This is a genomic window from Thiomicrorhabdus sp. (assembly GCF_041583835.1).
GTDB lineage: Bacteria > Pseudomonadota > Gammaproteobacteria > Thiomicrospirales > Thiomicrospiraceae > Thiomicrorhabdus.
Map to the genome: position 1 here is coordinate 96,527 of NZ_JBFHFC010000006.1, position 18,271 is coordinate 114,797.

17 protein-coding genes are annotated in these 18,271 nt (G+C 45.4%); 10 read left to right on the top strand and 7 right to left on the bottom strand.

From position 1 onward, the window contains the following. Positions 1 to 98 precede the first annotated feature (98 nt). On the top strand, positions 99 to 1,703 hold the full coding sequence (nadB, locus tag ABY044_RS05070) for an L-aspartate oxidase (protein WP_373018823.1): 1,605 nt from the start codon (positions 99 to 101) through the stop codon (positions 1,701 to 1,703). A 107-nt stretch (positions 1,704 to 1,810) separates the two neighbouring features. Here the strand turns inward: nadB and ABY044_RS05075 are convergent, their stop codons facing one another. Then, entirely contained in the window at positions 1,811 to 2,359 is a 549-nt protein-coding gene (locus ABY044_RS05075; protein WP_373018825.1) for a chemotaxis protein CheW, read from the bottom strand. A gap of 234 nt (positions 2,360 to 2,593) precedes the next feature. On the opposite strand from ABY044_RS05075, the gene ABY044_RS05080 reads away from it, so the two are divergent. Continuing rightward, on the top strand, positions 2,594 to 3,682 hold the full coding sequence (locus ABY044_RS05080) for a folate-binding protein YgfZ (protein ID WP_373018827.1): 1,089 nt from the start codon (positions 2,594 to 2,596) through the stop codon (positions 3,680 to 3,682). A 76-nt stretch (positions 3,683 to 3,758) separates the two neighbouring features. Here the strand turns inward: ABY044_RS05080 and lysS are convergent, their stop codons facing one another. Both lysS and prfB read right to left on the bottom strand, forming a co-directional pair. Continuing rightward, positions 3,759 to 5,273 carry a lysine--tRNA ligase gene (gene lysS, locus ABY044_RS05085; protein WP_373018829.1) on the bottom strand — a complete coding sequence of 505 codons (1,515 nt, stop codon included), beginning with the start codon at positions 5,271 to 5,273 and terminating at the stop codon, positions 3,759 to 3,761. A gap of 87 nt (positions 5,274 to 5,360) precedes the next feature. Then, positions 5,361 to 6,456, bottom strand: a protein-coding gene (gene prfB / locus ABY044_RS05090; protein ID WP_373018831.1) for a peptide chain release factor 2 whose coding sequence is annotated in 2 segments (ribosomal slippage) — positions 5,361 to 6,383 and positions 6,385 to 6,456 — 1,095 coding nt in all. Because the reading frame shifts where the segments join, the coding sequence is not laid out codon by codon here. A 284-nt stretch (positions 6,457 to 6,740) separates the two neighbouring features. Here prfB and ABY044_RS05095 point away from each other — a divergent pair. Next, positions 6,741 to 7,472: a DUF5610 domain-containing protein gene (locus ABY044_RS05095; RefSeq protein ID WP_373018833.1), complete on the top strand. Its 732-nt coding sequence runs from the start codon at positions 6,741 to 6,743 to the stop codon at positions 7,470 to 7,472. Positions 7,473 to 7,568: 96 nt separating this feature from the next. Here ABY044_RS05095 and ABY044_RS05100 read toward each other — a convergent pair whose 3' ends face one another. After that, on the bottom strand, positions 7,569 to 8,222 hold the full coding sequence (locus ABY044_RS05100; protein ID WP_373018835.1) for a response regulator: 654 nt from the start codon (positions 8,220 to 8,222) through the stop codon (positions 7,569 to 7,571). 59 nt (positions 8,223 to 8,281) lie between these two features. Further along, positions 8,282 to 10,354, bottom strand: a complete 2,073-nt coding sequence (locus tag ABY044_RS05105; RefSeq protein WP_373018837.1) for a hybrid sensor histidine kinase/response regulator — start codon at positions 10,352 to 10,354, stop codon at positions 8,282 to 8,284. Positions 10,355 to 10,627: 273 nt separating this feature from the next. Here ABY044_RS05105 and ABY044_RS05110 point away from each other — a divergent pair, with 273 nt between their 5' ends. Together ABY044_RS05110 and trxA are read left to right on the top strand one after the other, a co-directional pair. Next, a complete protein-coding gene (locus tag ABY044_RS05110; protein WP_373018839.1) occupies positions 10,628 to 12,019 on the top strand; it encodes a class II fumarate hydratase in 1,392 nt (463 codons plus the stop codon). 44 nt (positions 12,020 to 12,063) lie between these two features. Next, positions 12,064 to 12,438, top strand: coding sequence for a thioredoxin (trxA, locus tag ABY044_RS05115; protein WP_373018841.1), 375 nt, complete (start codon positions 12,064 to 12,066; stop codon positions 12,436 to 12,438). Between the two features lie 74 nt (positions 12,439 to 12,512). Here trxA and ABY044_RS05120 read toward each other — a convergent pair whose 3' ends face one another. Further along, positions 12,513 to 13,145 carry an HPP family protein gene (locus ABY044_RS05120; RefSeq protein WP_373018843.1) on the bottom strand — a complete coding sequence of 211 codons (633 nt, stop codon included), beginning with the start codon at positions 13,143 to 13,145 and terminating at the stop codon, positions 12,513 to 12,515. A 247-nt stretch (positions 13,146 to 13,392) separates the two neighbouring features. On the opposite strand from ABY044_RS05120, the gene ABY044_RS05125 reads away from it, so the two are divergent. From ABY044_RS05125 to ABY044_RS05140, 4 genes are all read left to right on the top strand, one after another. After that, positions 13,393 to 13,995: a peroxiredoxin C gene (locus ABY044_RS05125; RefSeq protein ID WP_279418975.1), complete on the top strand. Its 603-nt coding sequence runs from the start codon at positions 13,393 to 13,395 to the stop codon at positions 13,993 to 13,995. A gap of 123 nt (positions 13,996 to 14,118) precedes the next feature. After that, entirely contained in the window at positions 14,119 to 15,003 is an 885-nt protein-coding gene (locus ABY044_RS05130; RefSeq protein WP_373018845.1) for a polyprenyl synthetase family protein, read from the top strand. A gap of 100 nt (positions 15,004 to 15,103) precedes the next feature. Further along, positions 15,104 to 15,481 (top strand): 6-carboxytetrahydropterin synthase QueD, encoded by a 378-nt coding sequence (gene queD, locus ABY044_RS05135; protein ID WP_279418977.1) that lies wholly within the window; start codon positions 15,104 to 15,106, stop codon positions 15,479 to 15,481. 138 nt (positions 15,482 to 15,619) lie between these two features. After that, on the top strand, positions 15,620 to 16,405 hold the full coding sequence (locus ABY044_RS05140; RefSeq protein ID WP_373018847.1) for an A24 family peptidase: 786 nt from the start codon (positions 15,620 to 15,622) through the stop codon (positions 16,403 to 16,405). Between the two features lie 189 nt (positions 16,406 to 16,594). Here the strand turns inward: ABY044_RS05140 and ABY044_RS05145 are convergent, their stop codons facing one another. After that, the gene (locus tag ABY044_RS05145; RefSeq protein ID WP_373018849.1) at positions 16,595 to 16,888 is read right to left on the bottom strand and encodes a DUF3579 domain-containing protein; all 294 of its coding nucleotides are present in this window, start codon (positions 16,886 to 16,888) and stop codon (positions 16,595 to 16,597) included. A gap of 306 nt (positions 16,889 to 17,194) precedes the next feature. On the opposite strand from ABY044_RS05145, the gene aroG reads away from it, so the two are divergent. Further along, positions 17,195 to 18,265 (top strand): 3-deoxy-7-phosphoheptulonate synthase AroG, encoded by a 1,071-nt coding sequence (aroG, locus tag ABY044_RS05150; RefSeq protein WP_373018851.1) that lies wholly within the window; start codon positions 17,195 to 17,197, stop codon positions 18,263 to 18,265. The last annotated feature ends 6 nt before the right edge of the window (positions 18,266 to 18,271 follow it).

Genomic DNA, 18,271 nt, shown 5'->3' on the forward strand with positions numbered 1-18,271 from the left:
ATGCTACCCATTATGCATGGATTCAAGGGCTCTCGCCAAACAACGTCAAAAAAACACGTCGGCCCTTAAACCACCAACAACACCACAAAGGGATTCGAGTGATCAACTCAAAAAGTTTAAAAACAGACATTTTAATCATCGGCAGCGGAATCGCCGGATTATCGATCGCCCTGAAACTAGCTAACAAACACCATGTCACGGTATTGGCCAAGGCCTCCTTATCCGAAGGCAGCACTAATTATGCGCAAGGCGGAATCGCCGCCGTACTCGACCCGTTTGACAGCATCGAATCCCACATCGAGGACACCAAAGAAGCCGGTGCCGGCCTGTGCGACACGGAAGCCGTAGAATTGGTCGCTACTCATGCCGCAAAGTCAATCAAAGAACTCATCGAACTCGGGGTTCCCTTTAGTAAATGCGAAGGCGACCAGTGTACTTACCCGTTCCATCTGACGAAAGAAGGCGGCCATAGCCATCGCCGGGTCATCCATGCAGCCGACCATACGGGACACTCGATCAGCGAAACCCTAATCAATAAAGTCGAAAGTCATCCGAATATCACCCTGTTGCCGGAACACATCTCCATCGATTTGATTCTGAATAAGCAGAATACCCGCTGCATCGGTGCTTACGTACTCAATAAAGCCGACGATACCGTCTACGACATTTGGGCCGACTTTACCGTTTTGGCAACCGGCGGTGCCAGTAAAGCTTACCTGTACACCAGCAACCCGGACACCTCAACCGGTGACGGCATTGCGATGGCCTGGCGCGCAGGGTGTTCAATCGGCAACATGGAATTTAACCAGTTTCACCCGACCTGTTTATATCACCCGCAAGACCGTTCGTTTTTAATCAGCGAAGCCGTGCGCGGTGAAGGCGGCATCCTTCGCCTTCCTGACGGAACGGCATTTATGGAAAGCTATGATTCTCGTAGGGATTTGGCGCCCAGAGACATTGTTGCCCGCGCCATTGACCAGGAAATGAAAAAGCACGGTTTGGATTGCGTCTATTTAGATATCACGCATAAGTCGCTCGACTTCATTCAAGAGCACTTTCCAACCATCTACGAACGTTGTCTTAAGGTGGGAATCGACATCAGCCGCGAACAAATCCCGGTCGTACCGGCCGCCCACTATACGTGCGGCGGCGTAGTAACCAACCTGCACGGCGAAACAGACCTCCCCGGCCTTTACGCCATCGGCGAAACCGCCTATACCGGATTGCACGGTGCAAACCGTCTTGCCAGCAACTCGCTGGTTGAGGGCTTGGTTTTTGCAGACATGGCAACCCAGAGTATAGAGCAAGCCTATTGCAATAGCTTCGACAACAATGAAGCGCCAACCCCTTGGGATAGCAGCGAAGTGACCGATCCTAAAGAAAAAATACTGGTCGCTCACGACTGGGACGAATTGCGTCGCGTCATGTGGGATTACGTCGGTATCGTGCGTACCAACAAACGATTAAAACGCGCCCGCCAACGAATTCGCAATCTTCAAAAAGAGATCAACGAGTATTATCACGAGCACACCGTACATAGCGACTTATTGGAACTCAGAAATTTGGCATTGGTCGCGGAACTAATGGTAAAAAGCGCTCAGAAACGTAAAGAAAGCCGCGGACTTCACTACAATTTAGATTATCCCTACACTCTAAAGAAATCCAAACCGACCATCCTAAAGCATAAAAACAAAAAACGTTAAGTTGACTGTTCGGGAATTCGGCAATTACCGATCCCGAAAACAGAATAAAAAAAGCAGGATTTAATCCTGCTTTTTAATGTTAGCTTAGAATACGATCCAGCCTTTTATCAGCCGTTACCGACCGACATATCGTCCTGATTAATAACTTGTTCAATCAACCCTTCCGAAGCCAACTTATCGATATCGATCAGAATCACCATACTGCTTTTCGGCTTTTTCTCTCGCTCTTGAGACTCTCCCGCCATGTTGCTCTGCCCTTGATCGCTAAACAGAGTACCCAGCCCTAAAATAAACTGATTCTCGACCGAAGTCGCGACATCCGGTGCCGGCTGTAAATTTGCCATATCGATCTGTTGGACGTCGGAAACTGCATCCACTACTAAACCGACGACGCGCTCTCCCAACGAGGTGAAAACATGGACTACAACAACGACCGTTGTGGCGTTATAACTGGAATCCAAACGGAATTTTTCCCTCAAATCGATAATTGGCACCACACTTCCGCGTAAATCGACCACTCCTTTTACAAAAGGAGGTACATTCGGTAACGGAGTCGGTTTCTCCCACCCTCTTATCTCTTGAACACGAAGAATCTCTACCGCATATTCTTCCTGCCCCAAACGGAAAGTTAAAAACTCTTTTTTCGATTCAGACACAATGGATCTCCAATTCGATCTGCAAACCAGTACATATTACTTACATTAGTAATAAGGATTATGGACTATAACGCCTTATAAGTGAATTGAAAATACTACCCACTCAACGTCAAAATTTCAAATTGTTTCCTAAAACTGCAATGAAATGCTTACCGCCCTACAAACCACCCCGGCATTTTGCGATTTGTCGAGACTAGGGTATCATTTGTGCAAATTTGAAATTGAGGATAAAAAATGACGTCTGCTAATGAACTGCTTGATCCGGTTTGGCAAAACTTTATGGTCGAACAAGGGGCTCAATTCGCCGAGAAAGGAACCATCAAAACATTTGGTCACGCCGATCTTGAACGCTACTTAATCAAGCACGGTCCTGTTGTTACCAGTCTTGCCCACCAAGCTCTATTAAAAGTCAGCGGCAGTGACGCCAACACCTTTCTTCAAGGACAATTAACCAGCGACATCAACGATGTCAGCGCCAATAAAGCTCAACTATCGTCTTACTGCGATCCTAAAGGCAATGTGTTGGCAATATTCCTGATCTTCAAATATCAAGGTGATTTTTATCTGAGTTTCGACGGCTCTCTAAAGGAAACCATTCAGAAACGACTAAGCATGTTTGTATTGAGATCGGATGTCCAGATCACCAATGCCGGCCAAGAATTGATCCATATCGGTTTCGGTGGCGAATTCGGCGACTTGGATATCCAACGCCGCCTGGAAACCAAAGTAAAAGCGGTCTATGAATCCGGTCACGTAGAAGCTGAAGGCATGGAAGATGTCTTTGTCGTAAAAGTGCCGGGACCATACCACAAATACGACCTTTTCGGACCGGTTGAGCAAATCAAACAGGCTTGGTTGAAATTACGCGATAACAGCGATTTAACCAATACCCAAGATTGGAACTTGTTAAATATTGCTGCCGGGATTCCTGAAATCACGGCGGCCAACGCCGGTACATTCACCGCACAATTCCTTAATCTGGACAAATTGGAAGCGATCAACTTCAAAAAAGGCTGTTTTCCAGGACAAGAAATCATCGCCCGTATTCATTACCGCGGCAAAGTCACCAAGCGTATGTTACGCATACGTCTAGAAGAGACCGTCGATTTAGCACCGGGCGACACCTTGACCTTACATGACAATTCCGGAAAAAATCACAATCTGGAAGTCATCAACTCCAATCCGGACATTCTCGGCGGCACACGCTGTCTAGCGGTCGGAACCCTGAAATCACTCGGCAATGTCGAAGGCAATTTAATGAGCGAATCCGGTCAACTGGCTACAATCGAACCTCTGCCATACAGCATTACCGACGACGAATAAATCGAAAATCAAAACCGTACTTCAGCCATAAAAAAACCCGCTTAAAGCGGGTTTTTTTATAACGTATGCAAACCGATTATTGATTTGGTCGCATATGCGGGAACAACAATACGTCACGAATCGAAGGTTTGTTGGTAAACAACATCACCAAACGATCGATCCCGATCCCTTCACCGGCTGTCGGCGGCATACCGTGTTCAAGCGCAGTAATGTAGTCTTCGTCGTAATGCATCGCTTCATCGTCACCGGCATCCTTAGCTTCAACCTGAGCTTTAAAACGCTCGGCCTGATCTTCGGCGTCGTTCAACTCGTTGAAACCGTTCGCCAATTCGCGTCCGCCGATAAATAATTCGAAACGGTCGGTAATAAACGGGTTTTCATCGTTACGGCGTGCCAATGGAGAAACTTCGGCAGGATATTCAGTAATGAACGTCGGATCCATCAACTTCTCTTCCGCAGTCTCTTCGAAGATTTCAGTCATGATTTTACCTAAACCATACGATTCTTCTACATGCACATTCAATGATTTAGCCAATTCACGAGCCGATTCCAAATCATCCAACTGTTCCGCCTTAGCGGATGGGTTGTATTTCAAAATCGCATCTTTCATCGTCAAACGCTCGAACGGCTTACCGAAATCGAATACCTGACCTTGATAAGGTACCTGAGTCGAACCGACGGTCAATTCAGCCAATTCTTTCAACAACTCTTCAGTGTAATCCATCAATTGATGGTAATCGGTATACGCCGCATAGAACTCAACCATAGTGAATTCAGGATTGTGGCGAGTCGAAAGCCCTTCGTTACGGAAAGAACGGTTAATTTCGAACACTTTTTCAAACCCACCGACAACCAAACGTTTTAAATAAAGCTCCGGTGCGATACGCAAATACAACGGCATATCCAATGCATTATGGTGAGTGTTAAACGGCTTGGCAGTCGCCCCGCCAGGAATCACGTGCATCATCGGCGTTTCAACTTCCATGAAGCCTTTATTGATCAAGAAGTTGCGAACGTGCTGAACGATTTTAGAACGCAACATAAAGGTTTCACGACTCTCTTCGTTCACAATCAAATCGATGTAACGTTGACGATACTTAACTTCTTGGTCCTGCAAGCCATGGAACTTATCCGGCAACGGACGGATCGACTTGGTAATCAACTCGATATTTTCTACGTGCACCGATAGTTCGCCGGTATTAGTTTTAAACAAATACCCTTCCGCACCAACGATATCGCCCAAATCCCATTTTTTGAACTGCTCGTTATAGAAGCCTTCCGGTAATTCGTCACGGGTAACATAAACCTGAATTCGTCCCTCGTGATCCTGCAAAGTGGCGAAACTGGCTTTACCCATAATACGACGCAACATCATACGCCCGGCAACTTTAACTCTTACAGGCTCGGCAGCGGCTAAGTCTTCTTTGGACATATCGCCGTATTTTGCTTGCAAATCCGCCGAACTGTCTTCACGACGGAAAGTATTCGGATAGCTGTGACCGATCTCTCTTAAAGCATTCAGCTTAGCGCGTCTTTCGGCAATAATTTTGTTTTCATCAACTTCAGGCACGTTGTTTTGTGTTTCTGACATTAGATAACTCTCTTCAAACTTTTTGGTTAAACCTGGCAGATGCAAACACCTAAATGACCAGGCCTGGTTAATTTTCAATATTCCGGTTTAAATGCCCGCTTTCAGGCTGGCGACGATAAATTGATCTAGATCGCCGTCCAATACAGCAGATGTATTTCCCGTTTCAACGCCGGTACGTAAATCTTTAATACGCCCCGAATCCAATACGTAGGAACGAATCTGGCTACCCCAACCGATATCCGACTTGGAATCTTCCAAGGCTTGTTTCTCAGCATTACGGCTCATCATTTCAAGCTCATATAACTTAGCACGCAACTGTTTCATTGCTTCAGCCTTGTTTTGATGCTGAGAACGCCCGCTCTGACATTGAGTCACGGTATTCGTCGGAAGGTGAGTGATACGCACCGCAGACTCCGTTCGGTTTACGTGCTGTCCACCCGCACCACTCGCTCGGTACACATCGATACGCAAATCGGCCGGATTGATGTCGATCTCGAAACTATCATCAATTTCCGGTGAAATAAACACCGAAGAAAACGAAGTATGGCGGCGGTTGCCGGAGTCGAACGGTGACTTTCGCACCAGACGATGAACACCGGTTTCGGTTCTTAACCATCCGTAAGCGTATTCGCCCTGAACATGAATGGTCGCGCCCTTGATACCGGCCACATCGCCGTCAGTCACTTCCAGTAACTCGGCTTTAAAGCCGTGACTTTCCGCCCAACGCAAATACATTCTAAGCAACATATTCGCCCAGTCCTGCGCTTCCGTTCCGCCGGAACCGGACTGAATCTCGACATAACAATTGTTGGCGTCGAGTTCACCCGAGAACATACGCTGAAACTCAAGCTTTTCCAGCTTTTCACCCAAGCTATCCAGCTCGGCCACCACTTCGGCAACCATTTCGTCGTCCGATTCCATTTCGGCCAGTTCCAGCAACTCCTTACAAGACTCCAACCCCGAATCTAACTCGTCAATCGTCGATACCACATTTTCTAATTGTGACTTTTCCTTACCTAACGCCTGAGCATGTTCTGGCTTATTCCAAACGCCTGGATCTTCAAGCTCTCGCAATACCTCAACTAAACGTTCGGACTTGGTTTCGTAGTCAAAGATACCCCCTAAGCGATTCCGTTCTCGCTTGATAGTCGTCCATTCGGCTATAAACTGGGTTTAATTCCATCTCTTTGAGACCTTTCTCATACGGTTAAAAATAAACGGGAATGATAGCAGAATTTAAAGCATTTTGCTTAGGCTTATCCGTCACTTAAACCGTTTTTTTCATTAAAGAAAACACATCGACGGCCGTTAAAGGTTTAATAATAAAATTAAACAATTTCCAATAGAGAAATGTGCGCTCCCGTTAATTGAGTGCAAATGCAAACAACAGCACCTGGACATTTAAAAGGTTAAAATAAAATAACGACCCGAAAACCAGGGTAACATGACCGGAAAGAGGTAATTCAAATGGCTATCCAAACTCTCAACAACGGAACGCTTAACGCCTACCAAAAAATCACCAATCAAAAGCCGGAATCGGTCAATGACGACAACCAAGGAAAAAGGGTACAAGGACAACCTGCCCTGCCTGAACAAGCATCAGAAAAAGCGACTCAACCCCATCAAACACAAGCGACTCTTCGCCAAGAACGCCAAGCAAGTTTGGTTCAACACCTTTTTGGCACACCGGAAAACGCAACCAACAATGCCTTAAAAATCACCTTTCAAGAAGCCATTGATAAACTCAATGAAATCTTATCCGTCGATTTAGGACAAACCGAATTTGCTCCGATCAGCGAACAGACACTACAAGCTCAAGGCGGCATGGAATATTGGACGCCGGAAAACACGGCAAAACGAATTGTGGACGGCAGCACGGCATTTTTAGCAGGGTTTCAAGCGGCTCATCCCGAATTGGAAGGTGAAGAACTGATCAATCGATTCCTGGATGTCATCGGCGGTGGAATCACGCAGGGCTTTGAACAGGCGAAAGGTATTTTAGGCGATATGAATGTCTTAGAGGACACCGAAAGTACCATTGACCTAACCTATCAAGCGGTTCAAGATCAACTTGCCGCATTCAAAAATCAATATCTAGGCATTTCAGAAGACGAAACGACGGAAACGGATTCAGCCGAGAGTAATGAAACTACCGAAACAGAATCACAAGAAAGTTCCGAGCTGCCAAACAACGCTTAATAGCGAAGTAACAATACCGTTGAACAAACTTTGTTTCACCCAATAAAAAAGGAGCCGCCGGCTCCTTTTTTATTTTGTAAGACGAATTAAAATCGCTTACTCAATTTCTTCCAAACGAACTTTGGTCAATCCTGACTCATTCGCATAATTGGTAATTTCTGCCGTTGAAGTCACGCCCATTTTGGTCATCAAATTTTCACGGTGTTTAGAAACGGTACGATCGCTAATATCCAACATATCGGCAATTTCTTTCGTTTTATAACCTTCCGCTACCAACTTAACAACCTGCTTTTCTCGAACGGAAAGTTTCTTACCGACCGAAAGCTGCTCTATCTCCGCATCCAAAATCGGCTGAATTTCCGAATGAATGAATGTTTCTCCATCAACAACCTTACGAACGCCGGCAATCAACTCTTTCTGTGAAACCGACTTCATTGCGATACCGTCTACACCCAAGTCAAGCACTTCGATCCAAACACTCGGGGTTTCCGCCGCAGTCAAAACGATTATTTTAGTATCAGCGTAACGTTTCTGAATATGAGAAATCGCATTCAAGCCACTCAATTTAGGCATAGACAAATCAAGCAACACAACCATTGGAGACTTGGATCTGACTAACTCCAGACACTCCAAACCGTCTTCCGCTTCACCTACTACAGTAAAATCTTCTTCAGATTGTAGAATCGATTTAAACCCTGCTCTAACCAAACTATGGTCTTCAGCTAATAAAATCGTAATTTTTTTTGTCATGGAATTTTCAACCTCTTTAAAAATAGAGAAACCTCCTGTCTCTCTATTCCAAATCAACATTACTGCTCGGTATTATGTCTAAAAACCTGAGAATTCTCAAGGTATTTCAAAGCTTTTTCAAGTCCTTCAATCCGAGATTCTATCATTTTTTTCCTTTCGGCATCACTTAATTCAGACTCTGCCTGCTTTTCAATCTCTCTCAACAACTCGACGCTGCTAAGCAATTGAAACACCATGCAATTACCTTTCATGTAATGCGCCAAAGCCTTTACTCCGGGCCATTCCGCTTTACCAGCAACCTCTCGCAACTGATTCAGATTATCTTGAAACTCTTCCGCAAATCGTCCCAGTAAGTTATAAAAACCTTCAGGAATATTTGCAATTTCGTCGGCTAATTTTGACTCTTCTAAAAGTTCATGCTGCTCAAAGGAGAGATCAGACTCCGTCACTTCCTCTGTTTGCTCCGACTCATTTAACACCTCAACCCGCTCCGGTTCCGAATCCGGCTCAGCTTGAAAGTTTTGCTCCATTGAATGCCTGTTCAGAAGCAACGCTACAACTTGAGACTTCTCTATTGGCTTAACAAGCCACTCTTCAAATCCTAACGAATCCAGACTGTGTCCTTGAGGAATAAGCTCCTCACCGCCGCCGGCCGTCACCGCAAACACCCCTTTCAACTCTTTTGCACCACCCGACCGCTTTAATTCTTGAATTTTTTCCATTACTTCAAAGCCATCCATAATCGGCATTTGAATATCCAAAAACACAAAATCAAAACCGCCTTCCTGAAAGCGAGTCCAAGCATCAAAACCATCTTTAGCCTCTACAACGGAACAGTCCAGTTCTTTCAGATATCCGGACAAAACCATTCGGTTGATTTTAGAATCATCCACGACAAGTATCTTATAGGCATGGCTTTGTAATGCTTCTAACTGCTTGGGAGCCTCAGGCTGTTCTCTTGTTTCCGGCACAGACATTTCAATCTCTTCCATCGGCTCGGCCACCGGAAGGGTTAAACTGAAATTAAATGTGGTACCGACACCGACCGTAGAAGTGACCGAAATCTCGCCCCCCATTAAATCGATTAGCTGCTTAACGACCGACAACCCCAGCCCTGAACCTAAAGTCCGTGTCGCCCCTTCCGTCTTGAACTGAACGAACGGGTCGAATATATATTCCAACTTATCGGCAGAGATACCTTCCCCCGAATCCATCACCATAAATGAAAAGTGATCGTCGGACTCCTGTCGCACTTCAACCGAAACACCACCCAGCTTGGTAAATTTGATCGCATTAACAATTAAATTAATCAAAATCTGAGACAGACGAATACTGTCTCCATAAACCCAATCGCTTTTACCGAGATAGACCATCGAAACAAACACCCCCTTGTCGGCGGCAATCGATTTGGTCAACTGCTTGACGTAGTCAAACGACTGTTTGAGAGAAAAGCGTCTCGGGTGAAGACTTATCGCATCGTATTCAGTTTGGGAATACGTCAAGATATCGTTCACCAAGAACATCATCTGTTCGGAAGTCAGATTGATGACTCTTAACCTTTCCGATAGATATTCGTCCTTCTCGCAATACTTTTTAAGTTGCGTCACCATGCTGTTTATTCCCAACAAAGGAGAACGCAACTCGTGACTCAACAAGGCCAAAAATCGAGACTGTTTCGAATAGGATTCCTGAATAAGACGGTTCTGCTCTTCCAGTAACGCTTGCTTTTCATAAACCTGCGTTAAAGACATTCGCCCCTGGGCATCAACGATCTCACGCTCGAGCAATACCATTTCTGTGACATCGACGCATTCCGCAAATACAATGCGCTTCCCTTCACTTTCGTAAATCTGCAAACGATGCTGATACGAAAGCTTGCCGTTTTTAGTATCGAAACTACAGACAAATCGCAAATCCCGTTCAGAATCTTCCAATATTTCTTGAACTTTCAGATTCATCAACGGCGTATCATATTTACCGGTCAGGTCCGACAATGTTTTAACGGGACGATCAAACAACCGCTGCAATCCCTCGGAACATACTATTTCCGAACTGGATTCTTTGACTTCATAGCTCCACCAAAGGAATTCGTTCAACATCCAATGGTTAACAGAAAGATTTTCAATACTCATAAATAGCCAAACATTCCGCTCTTTTAGAGCGTACACAAAGGTTGAGCGAATGATACTTCGCTTTTAAGCATCGCCATTAATGCAGTAGTTCATTAACCGACAAATAAGTATATTAACTCAAAACCGGCATCATATTAGAAGTAAGTTTTATCGATTAAGCTGTCAAACCGATAAGAAAATCGACTAAAATATTCTCAATTCAACCCGACTTAACCGGATTCGAAACCATCTTTTCCCGGTTATCATTTAAACTTAAAATCAAAATCAAAAACCATGTCAGACAAGCAATATAGAATCGAAAAAGACAGCATGGGAACCCTAGAAGTTCCTCAAGAAGCTCTTTATGGCGCTCAAACTCAAAGGGCAATCAATAACTTTCCGATTAGCGGCACCCCAATGCCGACAAATTTTATTAAGGCCCTATGCTATGTAAAATTTGCCTGCTCAGACAGCAATCATGAACTTGGTTTAATGAGCCAAGAAAAAGCGCACGCGATTCAAACCGCTGCCGACAGCATCATCAAAGGTCAATATCTGGATCAATTTCCGATCGACGTTTTTCAAACCGGTTCCGGCACAAGCACCAACATGAACGCGAACGAAGTCATCGCCCAGCTTGCAAAAAACCTGACCGGGATTGAAGTGCACCCTAACGATGACGTCAACATGAGCCAAAGTTCGAATGATGTCATTCCGACCACCATTCACGTTGCCGCGGCGATGGCAATCGAAGAACAACTACTCCCCGCTTTGAGCCACCTTGCGCAAACCATCGAAGACAAAGAGCAATCATTAGCTGACGTGGTAAAAACCGGGCGCACCCATTTAATGGACGCTACGCCTGTAAAAATGAGTCAGGAACTTTCCGGTTGGCGAGCTCAGATCACCGACAATATTGCCCGTCTGAAAGATACTCAAAAACGATTACACAAATTACCGCAAGGCGGAACCGCCGTAGGCACCGGCATTAACGCTGACCCTGAATTCGGCCGTCTTGTCGCAGCCAACCTGTCGACCATTACCGCCGTGCCGTTCGAACAAATGGATAACCTTTACGTCGGTCTCAGCAGTCAAGACACGTCGGTTGAATTAAGCGGGCAGCTCAATGTATTGGCCACCAGCTTTATGAAAATCGCCAACGATTTAAGATGGATGAACTCGGGCCCGCTAGCCGGACTTGGGGAGATTCAACTGCCTGCGCTACAACCGGGAAGTTCGATTATGCCCGGAAAAGTCAACCCGGTCATTCCCGAAGCCGTCTGTATGGTTGCGGCTCAGATCATGGGGAACCACACCGCCATTACCGTCGGCGGCCAATCGGGTAATTTCCAATTGAACGTCGCCTTGCCGATGATTGCTTTCAACCTGCTTCAAAGCATTGAAATCGCATCGAATGCGGCGGTTCAACTGGCTGATTTGGCAATCAAAGGTTTTACCGTTAATACCGATCACATCCAAAAAGCGCTGGACGTCAACCCGATTCTTGTCACCGCGCTCAACACCGTGGTTGGTTATGAAAAAGGCGCGGCTATTGCCAAAGAAGCTTATAAAAGCGGCCGCCCGGTTCTAGAGGTTGCTCTGGAGATGACCGATTTAGACGAAGGCACTTTAAAACAGTATCTAAATCCTGTACTGTTAACCCAAGGTGGAAACCCAAGCGTCTAATCGGATGCACACAACAAATTATTCAAAATCAAAAGGAGCCCAGCATGGCTGTAGTCAACCTAACCACGGCGGAATTCGAAGAAACTATTAACAACAATGAAATTGTAATTTTCGACTTTTGGGCTGAATGGTGCGGTCCCTGTAAACAATTCGGACCTATTTTTGAAGAAGTTTCGGACAAACATCCTGAAATCGTATTTGCCAAAGTGAACGTTGAAGAAGAACAGGAACTTGCAGGCATGTTCCAAGTGCGCTCCATTCCGACACTGGTTTTCATGCGTGAGAAAATCGTGGTTTTCTCAAATCCGGGTGCCATTCCGGGTAGTGCATTAGAAGAAGGTATTCAGCAACTATTGGATCTAGACATGGAACAGGTTCATAAAGACTTAGCTGAAGCCCAACAACAGCAACAACAATAAATCCTCACTCACAGGCCTGGCGCTTTAAAGCTGCCAAGCCTGCTCTGAACCACTCACCTTCTTGCAACTTAATCCTACACATAAAGACCGACCGGAGAACGTTGCGACAGATGTTTAGCCAGATCCGTCAAGGTCACAATTCCAACCAAATTCTCCTGCTGATCCATCACCGGTAAAGCTCCGATATGATACCGGGTCAACGCCATTGCTATTTCCTGGATTTCCGTTCCCGGCCTCGTTGTAATCACTTGCGGATTCATGATTCTTTCCACAACATCAACACGAGCCTCTTCGACATTACCGGCTTCATCCAAGATGATTCGTTGCAAAACATCCGATTTTGAACAAATACCGACCAACTTTCCATCAGAAACGACCGGAAGATGATGAATTTTCCTAGCCACTATTAAATTCCACGCATCCTCAATCAAAACATCACTCCGAATGGTTACAACCGGACTCGACATGAGCTCCGACACTTTGACCGAACGACGCCGATCGCCTCCGGAACTCTGGATATTCTGATATTTCCTCAGCGCCTCTTCTTTCTGGAAGTAGGGATTCGAGTGGTCGGGCTCCAAACTCATATCCTCCAACCCGGCTTTCTTGGGCTGAGTGACACGCTTGGCCGGATCCACCTTTAGAGCGGGCAGATTTTGAGCGGCGCCGATAAAGCTTTGGCCTTCCGGACTGTAGACTACAAACATTTGCAAACCCTCGCTTACATAGTCCTATTGTTTGGTTATCGGCATAAGTAAAAAAAACATTAAGATATATAAAAACAAGCATTTTAATATTGTTAAAGAATATTAACATCACCCTTTTACAGAAATTTTCCAACCCAATAAACGGCTCTAAGAATACACTCCGATATGTAGCATATACCCTACAAATCTACTATACTATTCCGGTATTTAATTTGAACATTTAATTTACTTAGATAAAGGATTTAACATGTCAGTACTTGTCACTAAACAAGCGCCAGATTTCACAGCTGCAGCGGTGCTAGCAGATGGTTCTATCGTTGATGACTTCAACCTAAAAAGCCACATTGACGGTAAATACGCAGTTGTTTTCTTCTACCCGCTAGACTTCACTTTCGTATGCCCTTCTGAAATCTTGGCTTTCGACCACCGTGTTGATAAGTTCAAAGAACTAGGTACTGAAGTTATCGGTATCTCTGTAGATTCTCAATTCACACACAACGCATGGCGTAACACTCCGGTCAATCAAGGTGGTCTTGGTCCGGTTAAGTTCCCGTTGGTTGCTGACCTTGGCGGATCAATCATGGAAGCATACGGAATCGTTCACCCAGGCAACGTTGCTCTACGTGGTGCTTTCTTGATCGACAAAGAAGGTGTCGTTCGTCACCAGGTTGTTAACGATCTACCACTAGGCCGTAACGTTGACGAAATGGTACGCATGGTTGAAGCGCTTCAGTTCCATGAAGAAGTTGGTGAAGTTTGTCCTGCCGGCTGGAACAAAGGTGATGAAGGTATGAAAGATTCACCTGAAGGTGTTGCCGAATACCTAGGTAAGCACGGTGATGAGCTTTAAGCAAAAACCGGACAACATTTGAAATGGTGTTTATTTAAAGACTTTCTAAGATTAAAATAACACCATTCAATGGAACCCTGAAAAGGCTGTCAAATTGACGGCCTTTTTTTATGGAGCAGCGTTTTGCAAATACAACTTACTTTTTACCAAGAACGAATTCACTCGAAGTTATCGGATTTACTTTCGGAAGCAACGCTCAACCCGGCCATTCCCGAAACCATCAAACAGGCGATGCACTATGCAACGCTTAACAACGGTAAACGGTTACGCCCGGCTTTAATTTATGCCGTCGGCGAATCGCTCGACATTCCCCTGCCACAACTTGATAGTGCGGCTTGTGCCATTGAACTCATTCACAGCTACTCTTTGGTTCACGACGATCTACCGGCAATGGACGACGACGACTTGCGCCGCGGGGTTCCCACTTGCCACATTCAATTTGACGAAGCGACCGCAATATTGGTAGGCGACGCACAGCAAACGCTCGCATTCAAAACACTCAGTTCGGATCCACACGTCGAAGACACGCACAAGTTGGAATTGATTCGCCTTCTATCCGATGCTAGCGGTATTGCAGGAATGATCGGCGGACAGATGATCGACATTCAGTCAGAAAACATAGAACTCGATCTGGAAAGCTTAAAAACCATGCACCTCATGAAAACAGGCGCCTTAATTAGAGCTGCTCTGTTAATGGGGGCCGTGCAAAGTCCTCATTACGAAAGCATTCGCTCAAATTTGGAAAACTTAGGAAACTGTATCGGCTTGGCATTCCAAGTTCAGGATGACATTTTGGACATCGAAAGTGATACGGAAACCTTGGGTAAACCTCAGGGCAGCGACCAGGAAGCCAACAAATCCACCTATCCCCGCCTACTCGGACTTGAAAAATCCAAACAGTATCGTGATCAATTGATTCACCAAGCGCAATCGATTCTTAGCGAGCTGAACATAACCAGCCTGTTTTTAGAAAAACTGATCGCCTACATTGCTCAACGCAATCATTAAACACGATCGTTGAATTTCAAAAAAAGGTTTGCTTTCAATAAGCTAGCCTTTTAGATATAATTCCCTCCTCTTTGAATTTAAGTAGATATTTCGGTTGGATATGGCACAGACATTTGTTTTAAAAACATTATTAGATTTTGCTTCGGCCCACAGTCTTCGCGGCTATCCGGGCGATTGTGCCAAATTACACGGTCACAACTGGAAAATTGAAGTTCAGGTAGAAGGCAACAAACTGAATGAAATCGGTATGGTCATCGATTTTAAAGAGATCAAACGTCACGCAAAAGAAGTGGTCAAAGAACTGGATCATACCTTTCTGAACGATCATCCACACTTCCAAGAAACGAATCCGACTGCTGAAAACATTGCCGTATATCTATTCCGAGCCATTCAGGAACGCATCGCAACGCCGGAAGTGAAAATGCATAGCATCACCGTCTGGGAAAACGACCGTAACTGCGTCACCTACTCGGAATAATCCTACCTCGAAGGCTACTACGGTAAACATCGGCCGCTTCGCCAGGTACCGAGTAGCGCCGGACAAAACCACAAAAAACACACGCCATTCAATCCAAGCCTGCTAAAATCTGTTTATTTACACACCAACAGGATTGACATGGAACAACTCAGTCTCACTCAACTTCTCATTTTCAGCGCACTATTCGGATTGATCATCGGCAGCTTTATCTCCATGCTGAGTTGGCGAATGCCGCGCATACTCATGATGGACGAAAGTGAGCAACTGAAATCGATCAGTCTCGGCGGATCAAAATGCCCGAATTGCGACGTCCGCCTTCCTTGGTTCCGACTAATCCCGCTATTCAGTTGGTTATGGACCAAGGGCCGTTGCCATAATTGCAAAGCCAACATTTCGGCACGCTATCCGTTGATTGAAGTTTCGACGGCACTGGCAACAACCTTGGTCATGTGGCATTTCGGCGCAACGACACTAGGCTTTGCCGCTTTAATATTCACCTGGATTCTAATCACTATCAGCGTCATCGATATTGAACACCAACTCATTCTAGACAATTTAAGCCTGCCCCTCCTATGGATCGGCCTACTCTTTAATACCCAAGGTTTCTTTACCTCTACCAGTGATGCAATCTGGGGAGCCGCGATAGGCTACCTGCTTTTATGGGTGCTATTCCACAGCTTCAAGTTTTTGACAGGAAAAGAAGGAATGGGATACGGCGACTTTAAGCTGTTGGCGGCCTTAGGCGCATGGTTCGGACTAGCGGCAATCCCGCAGATTATTTTGATCGCCTCCGTTACCAGCCTAATCATCGGGGTTGGCGGCGTACTATTGAAGTTACGTGATTACAGCAGCCCGTTGGCATTCGGCCCTTTCTTGGCAATCGGTGGCTGGGTAACATTGATTGCAGGAATCAACATCATCTAACCCTTACTTTCTGGCTGCTACGTAGATAGCGGCCTGAGCGTCAACTTAAAATCATTACGCCGCAAACCGTTAATGGCGATGAATCAAGTGATTGAAAGACGGTACGAGGGAGATGAATATCTGGATATGCGGAAAAGAGATGATCAACCGGATCGATGCCAAAAGCAAACAATCCGGACTTTAATTCGACTAACTACCTAACTTCGCTTCGGTTGCATCACAGACGCGAGTCATTTTAAGCTTATTGCTTTTCACAAAATTCATCACATACTGGAACATGATCGGGTTCTTAATTTCCAATTCCGTATCGATGATCAGACACTTTTCACCGTCATATAATTCCGGATGCAACAAGTCAGAAAACACTAGGCGATGGGAGCTACCATAACTCGCCATCATAGAGGCGATACGGTCAATCCAATCACTTGGTCTGAATTTGCGGCCTTCTTCTGTATAGCCTTGAATTATATATTTACAATGCACGTCGTTCTGCCTAGAGGTAATCAAATAAAAGCAATTAAAATTTAAACCCAATAATTCTAGCACAAAACCAATTAATAGCCATCCCCATCGCCCTTTTGTTTAGCCGTTTTAATCGATTTTTACGGCAATTTAATCGCAAACGAACTTGCCAATTTCCGATAAACGGCAATTTACATCACCTTTCCCGAACAAAACGCACTTATTCACAAAATCCTGAAGCATTTCGACTAATAAAATGGCATAATAATTCGCTCTAAAAATATCACTCACTCACCATTTGAGTCTTACATAAAAACAGGGTTGATTATGACGCAGTATCAGACCGATGATCTACGTATCAAAAACATTACAGAAGTCCGTCCTCCTTGCGAGTTGCATGAGCAATTCCCAATCACCGGAATGGCCGCACAGACGGTTTACGATACGCGTCAACAAATTCACAACATCCTTTCCGGTCGTGACGACCGTATGTTGGTCATTATCGGCCCTTGCTCCATCCATGATCCCGATGCAGCCAGAGAATATGCCGAAAAATTGAAAGCTGAAATCGCCAAACATAAAGAAGACTTGCTAATCGTTATGCGCGTCTACTTCGAAAAGCCTCGCACTACGGTCGGCTGGAAAGGGTTAATTAACGATCCGGGACTGAACGAATCTTTTGAAATCAACCGCGGCTTAGAATTGGCTCGCTCCTTACTGGTCGATATCAACGACATGGGCGTGCCTGCTGCAACTGAATTCCTTGATCTGATCTCTCCGCAATATATTGCCGATTTGATTGCATGGGGTGCGATCGGAGCGAGAACCACCGAAAGCCAGGGCCACCGTGAATTGGCATCCGGTCTATCCTGCCCGGTCGGTTTCAAGAACAGTACCGATGGCGGTTTCCAAATTGCAGTTGATGCAATTCGTGCAGCCAACAACCCGCACATCTTTATGTCATTAACCAAAGCCGGCCATTCGGCGATCTTCGAAACCACCGGAAACCCGGACTGTCACGTTATCCTGCGTGGCGGTAACAGCGGACCTAACTACGATGAAGCTCATGTTAGCGAAGCGGTGAAAATGCTGAAAGCAGCCGGAGTTGAGGACAAGTTGATGGTGGATTGCAGCCACGCAAACAGTAGCAAACAACACGAACGTCAACTAGTTGTCGCCGAATCAATCGCTGAACAGCTCTCTAAAGGCTCATACAGCATCATGGGCGCCATGATCGAAAGCCACATTATCGAAGGTCGACAAGATGTTAATCCCGGTCAGCCTTTAACTTACGGCCAAAGCATTACCGATGCATGTATCGGTTGGGAAGACAGCGAAAGAATTCTGGATATCCTAGCCCAAGGCGTTCAAACTCGCCGCCAGTTCAAACAGAACTGATTCAAA

Coding starts and splice junctions, on each gene's coding strand:
- ABY044_RS05080 (WP_373018827.1), top strand. CDS start 2,594: ATGACGTCTGCTAATGAACTGCTTGATCCGGTTTGGCAAAACTTTATG.
- lysS (WP_373018829.1), bottom strand. CDS start 5,273: ATGTCAGAAACACAAAACAACGTGCCTGAAGTTGATGAAAACAAAATT.
- ABY044_RS05095 (WP_373018833.1), top strand. CDS start 6,741: ATGGCTATCCAAACTCTCAACAACGGAACGCTTAACGCCTACCAAAAA.
- ABY044_RS05100 (WP_373018835.1), bottom strand. CDS start 8,222: ATGACAAAAAAAATTACGATTTTATTAGCTGAAGACCATAGTTTGGTT.
- ABY044_RS05105 (WP_373018837.1), bottom strand. CDS start 10,354: ATGAGTATTGAAAATCTTTCTGTTAACCATTGGATGTTGAACGAATTC.
- ABY044_RS05110 (WP_373018839.1), top strand. CDS start 10,628: ATGTCAGACAAGCAATATAGAATCGAAAAAGACAGCATGGGAACCCTA.
- trxA (WP_373018841.1), top strand. CDS start 12,064: ATGGCTGTAGTCAACCTAACCACGGCGGAATTCGAAGAAACTATTAAC.
- ABY044_RS05120 (WP_373018843.1), bottom strand. CDS start 13,145: ATGTTTGTAGTCTACAGTCCGGAAGGCCAAAGCTTTATCGGCGCCGCT.
- ABY044_RS05125 (WP_279418975.1), top strand. CDS start 13,393: ATGTCAGTACTTGTCACTAAACAAGCGCCAGATTTCACAGCTGCAGCG.
- queD (WP_279418977.1), top strand. CDS start 15,104: ATGGCACAGACATTTGTTTTAAAAACATTATTAGATTTTGCTTCGGCC.
- ABY044_RS05140 (WP_373018847.1), top strand. CDS start 15,620: ATGGAACAACTCAGTCTCACTCAACTTCTCATTTTCAGCGCACTATTC.
- aroG (WP_373018851.1), top strand. CDS start 17,195: ATGACGCAGTATCAGACCGATGATCTACGTATCAAAAACATTACAGAA.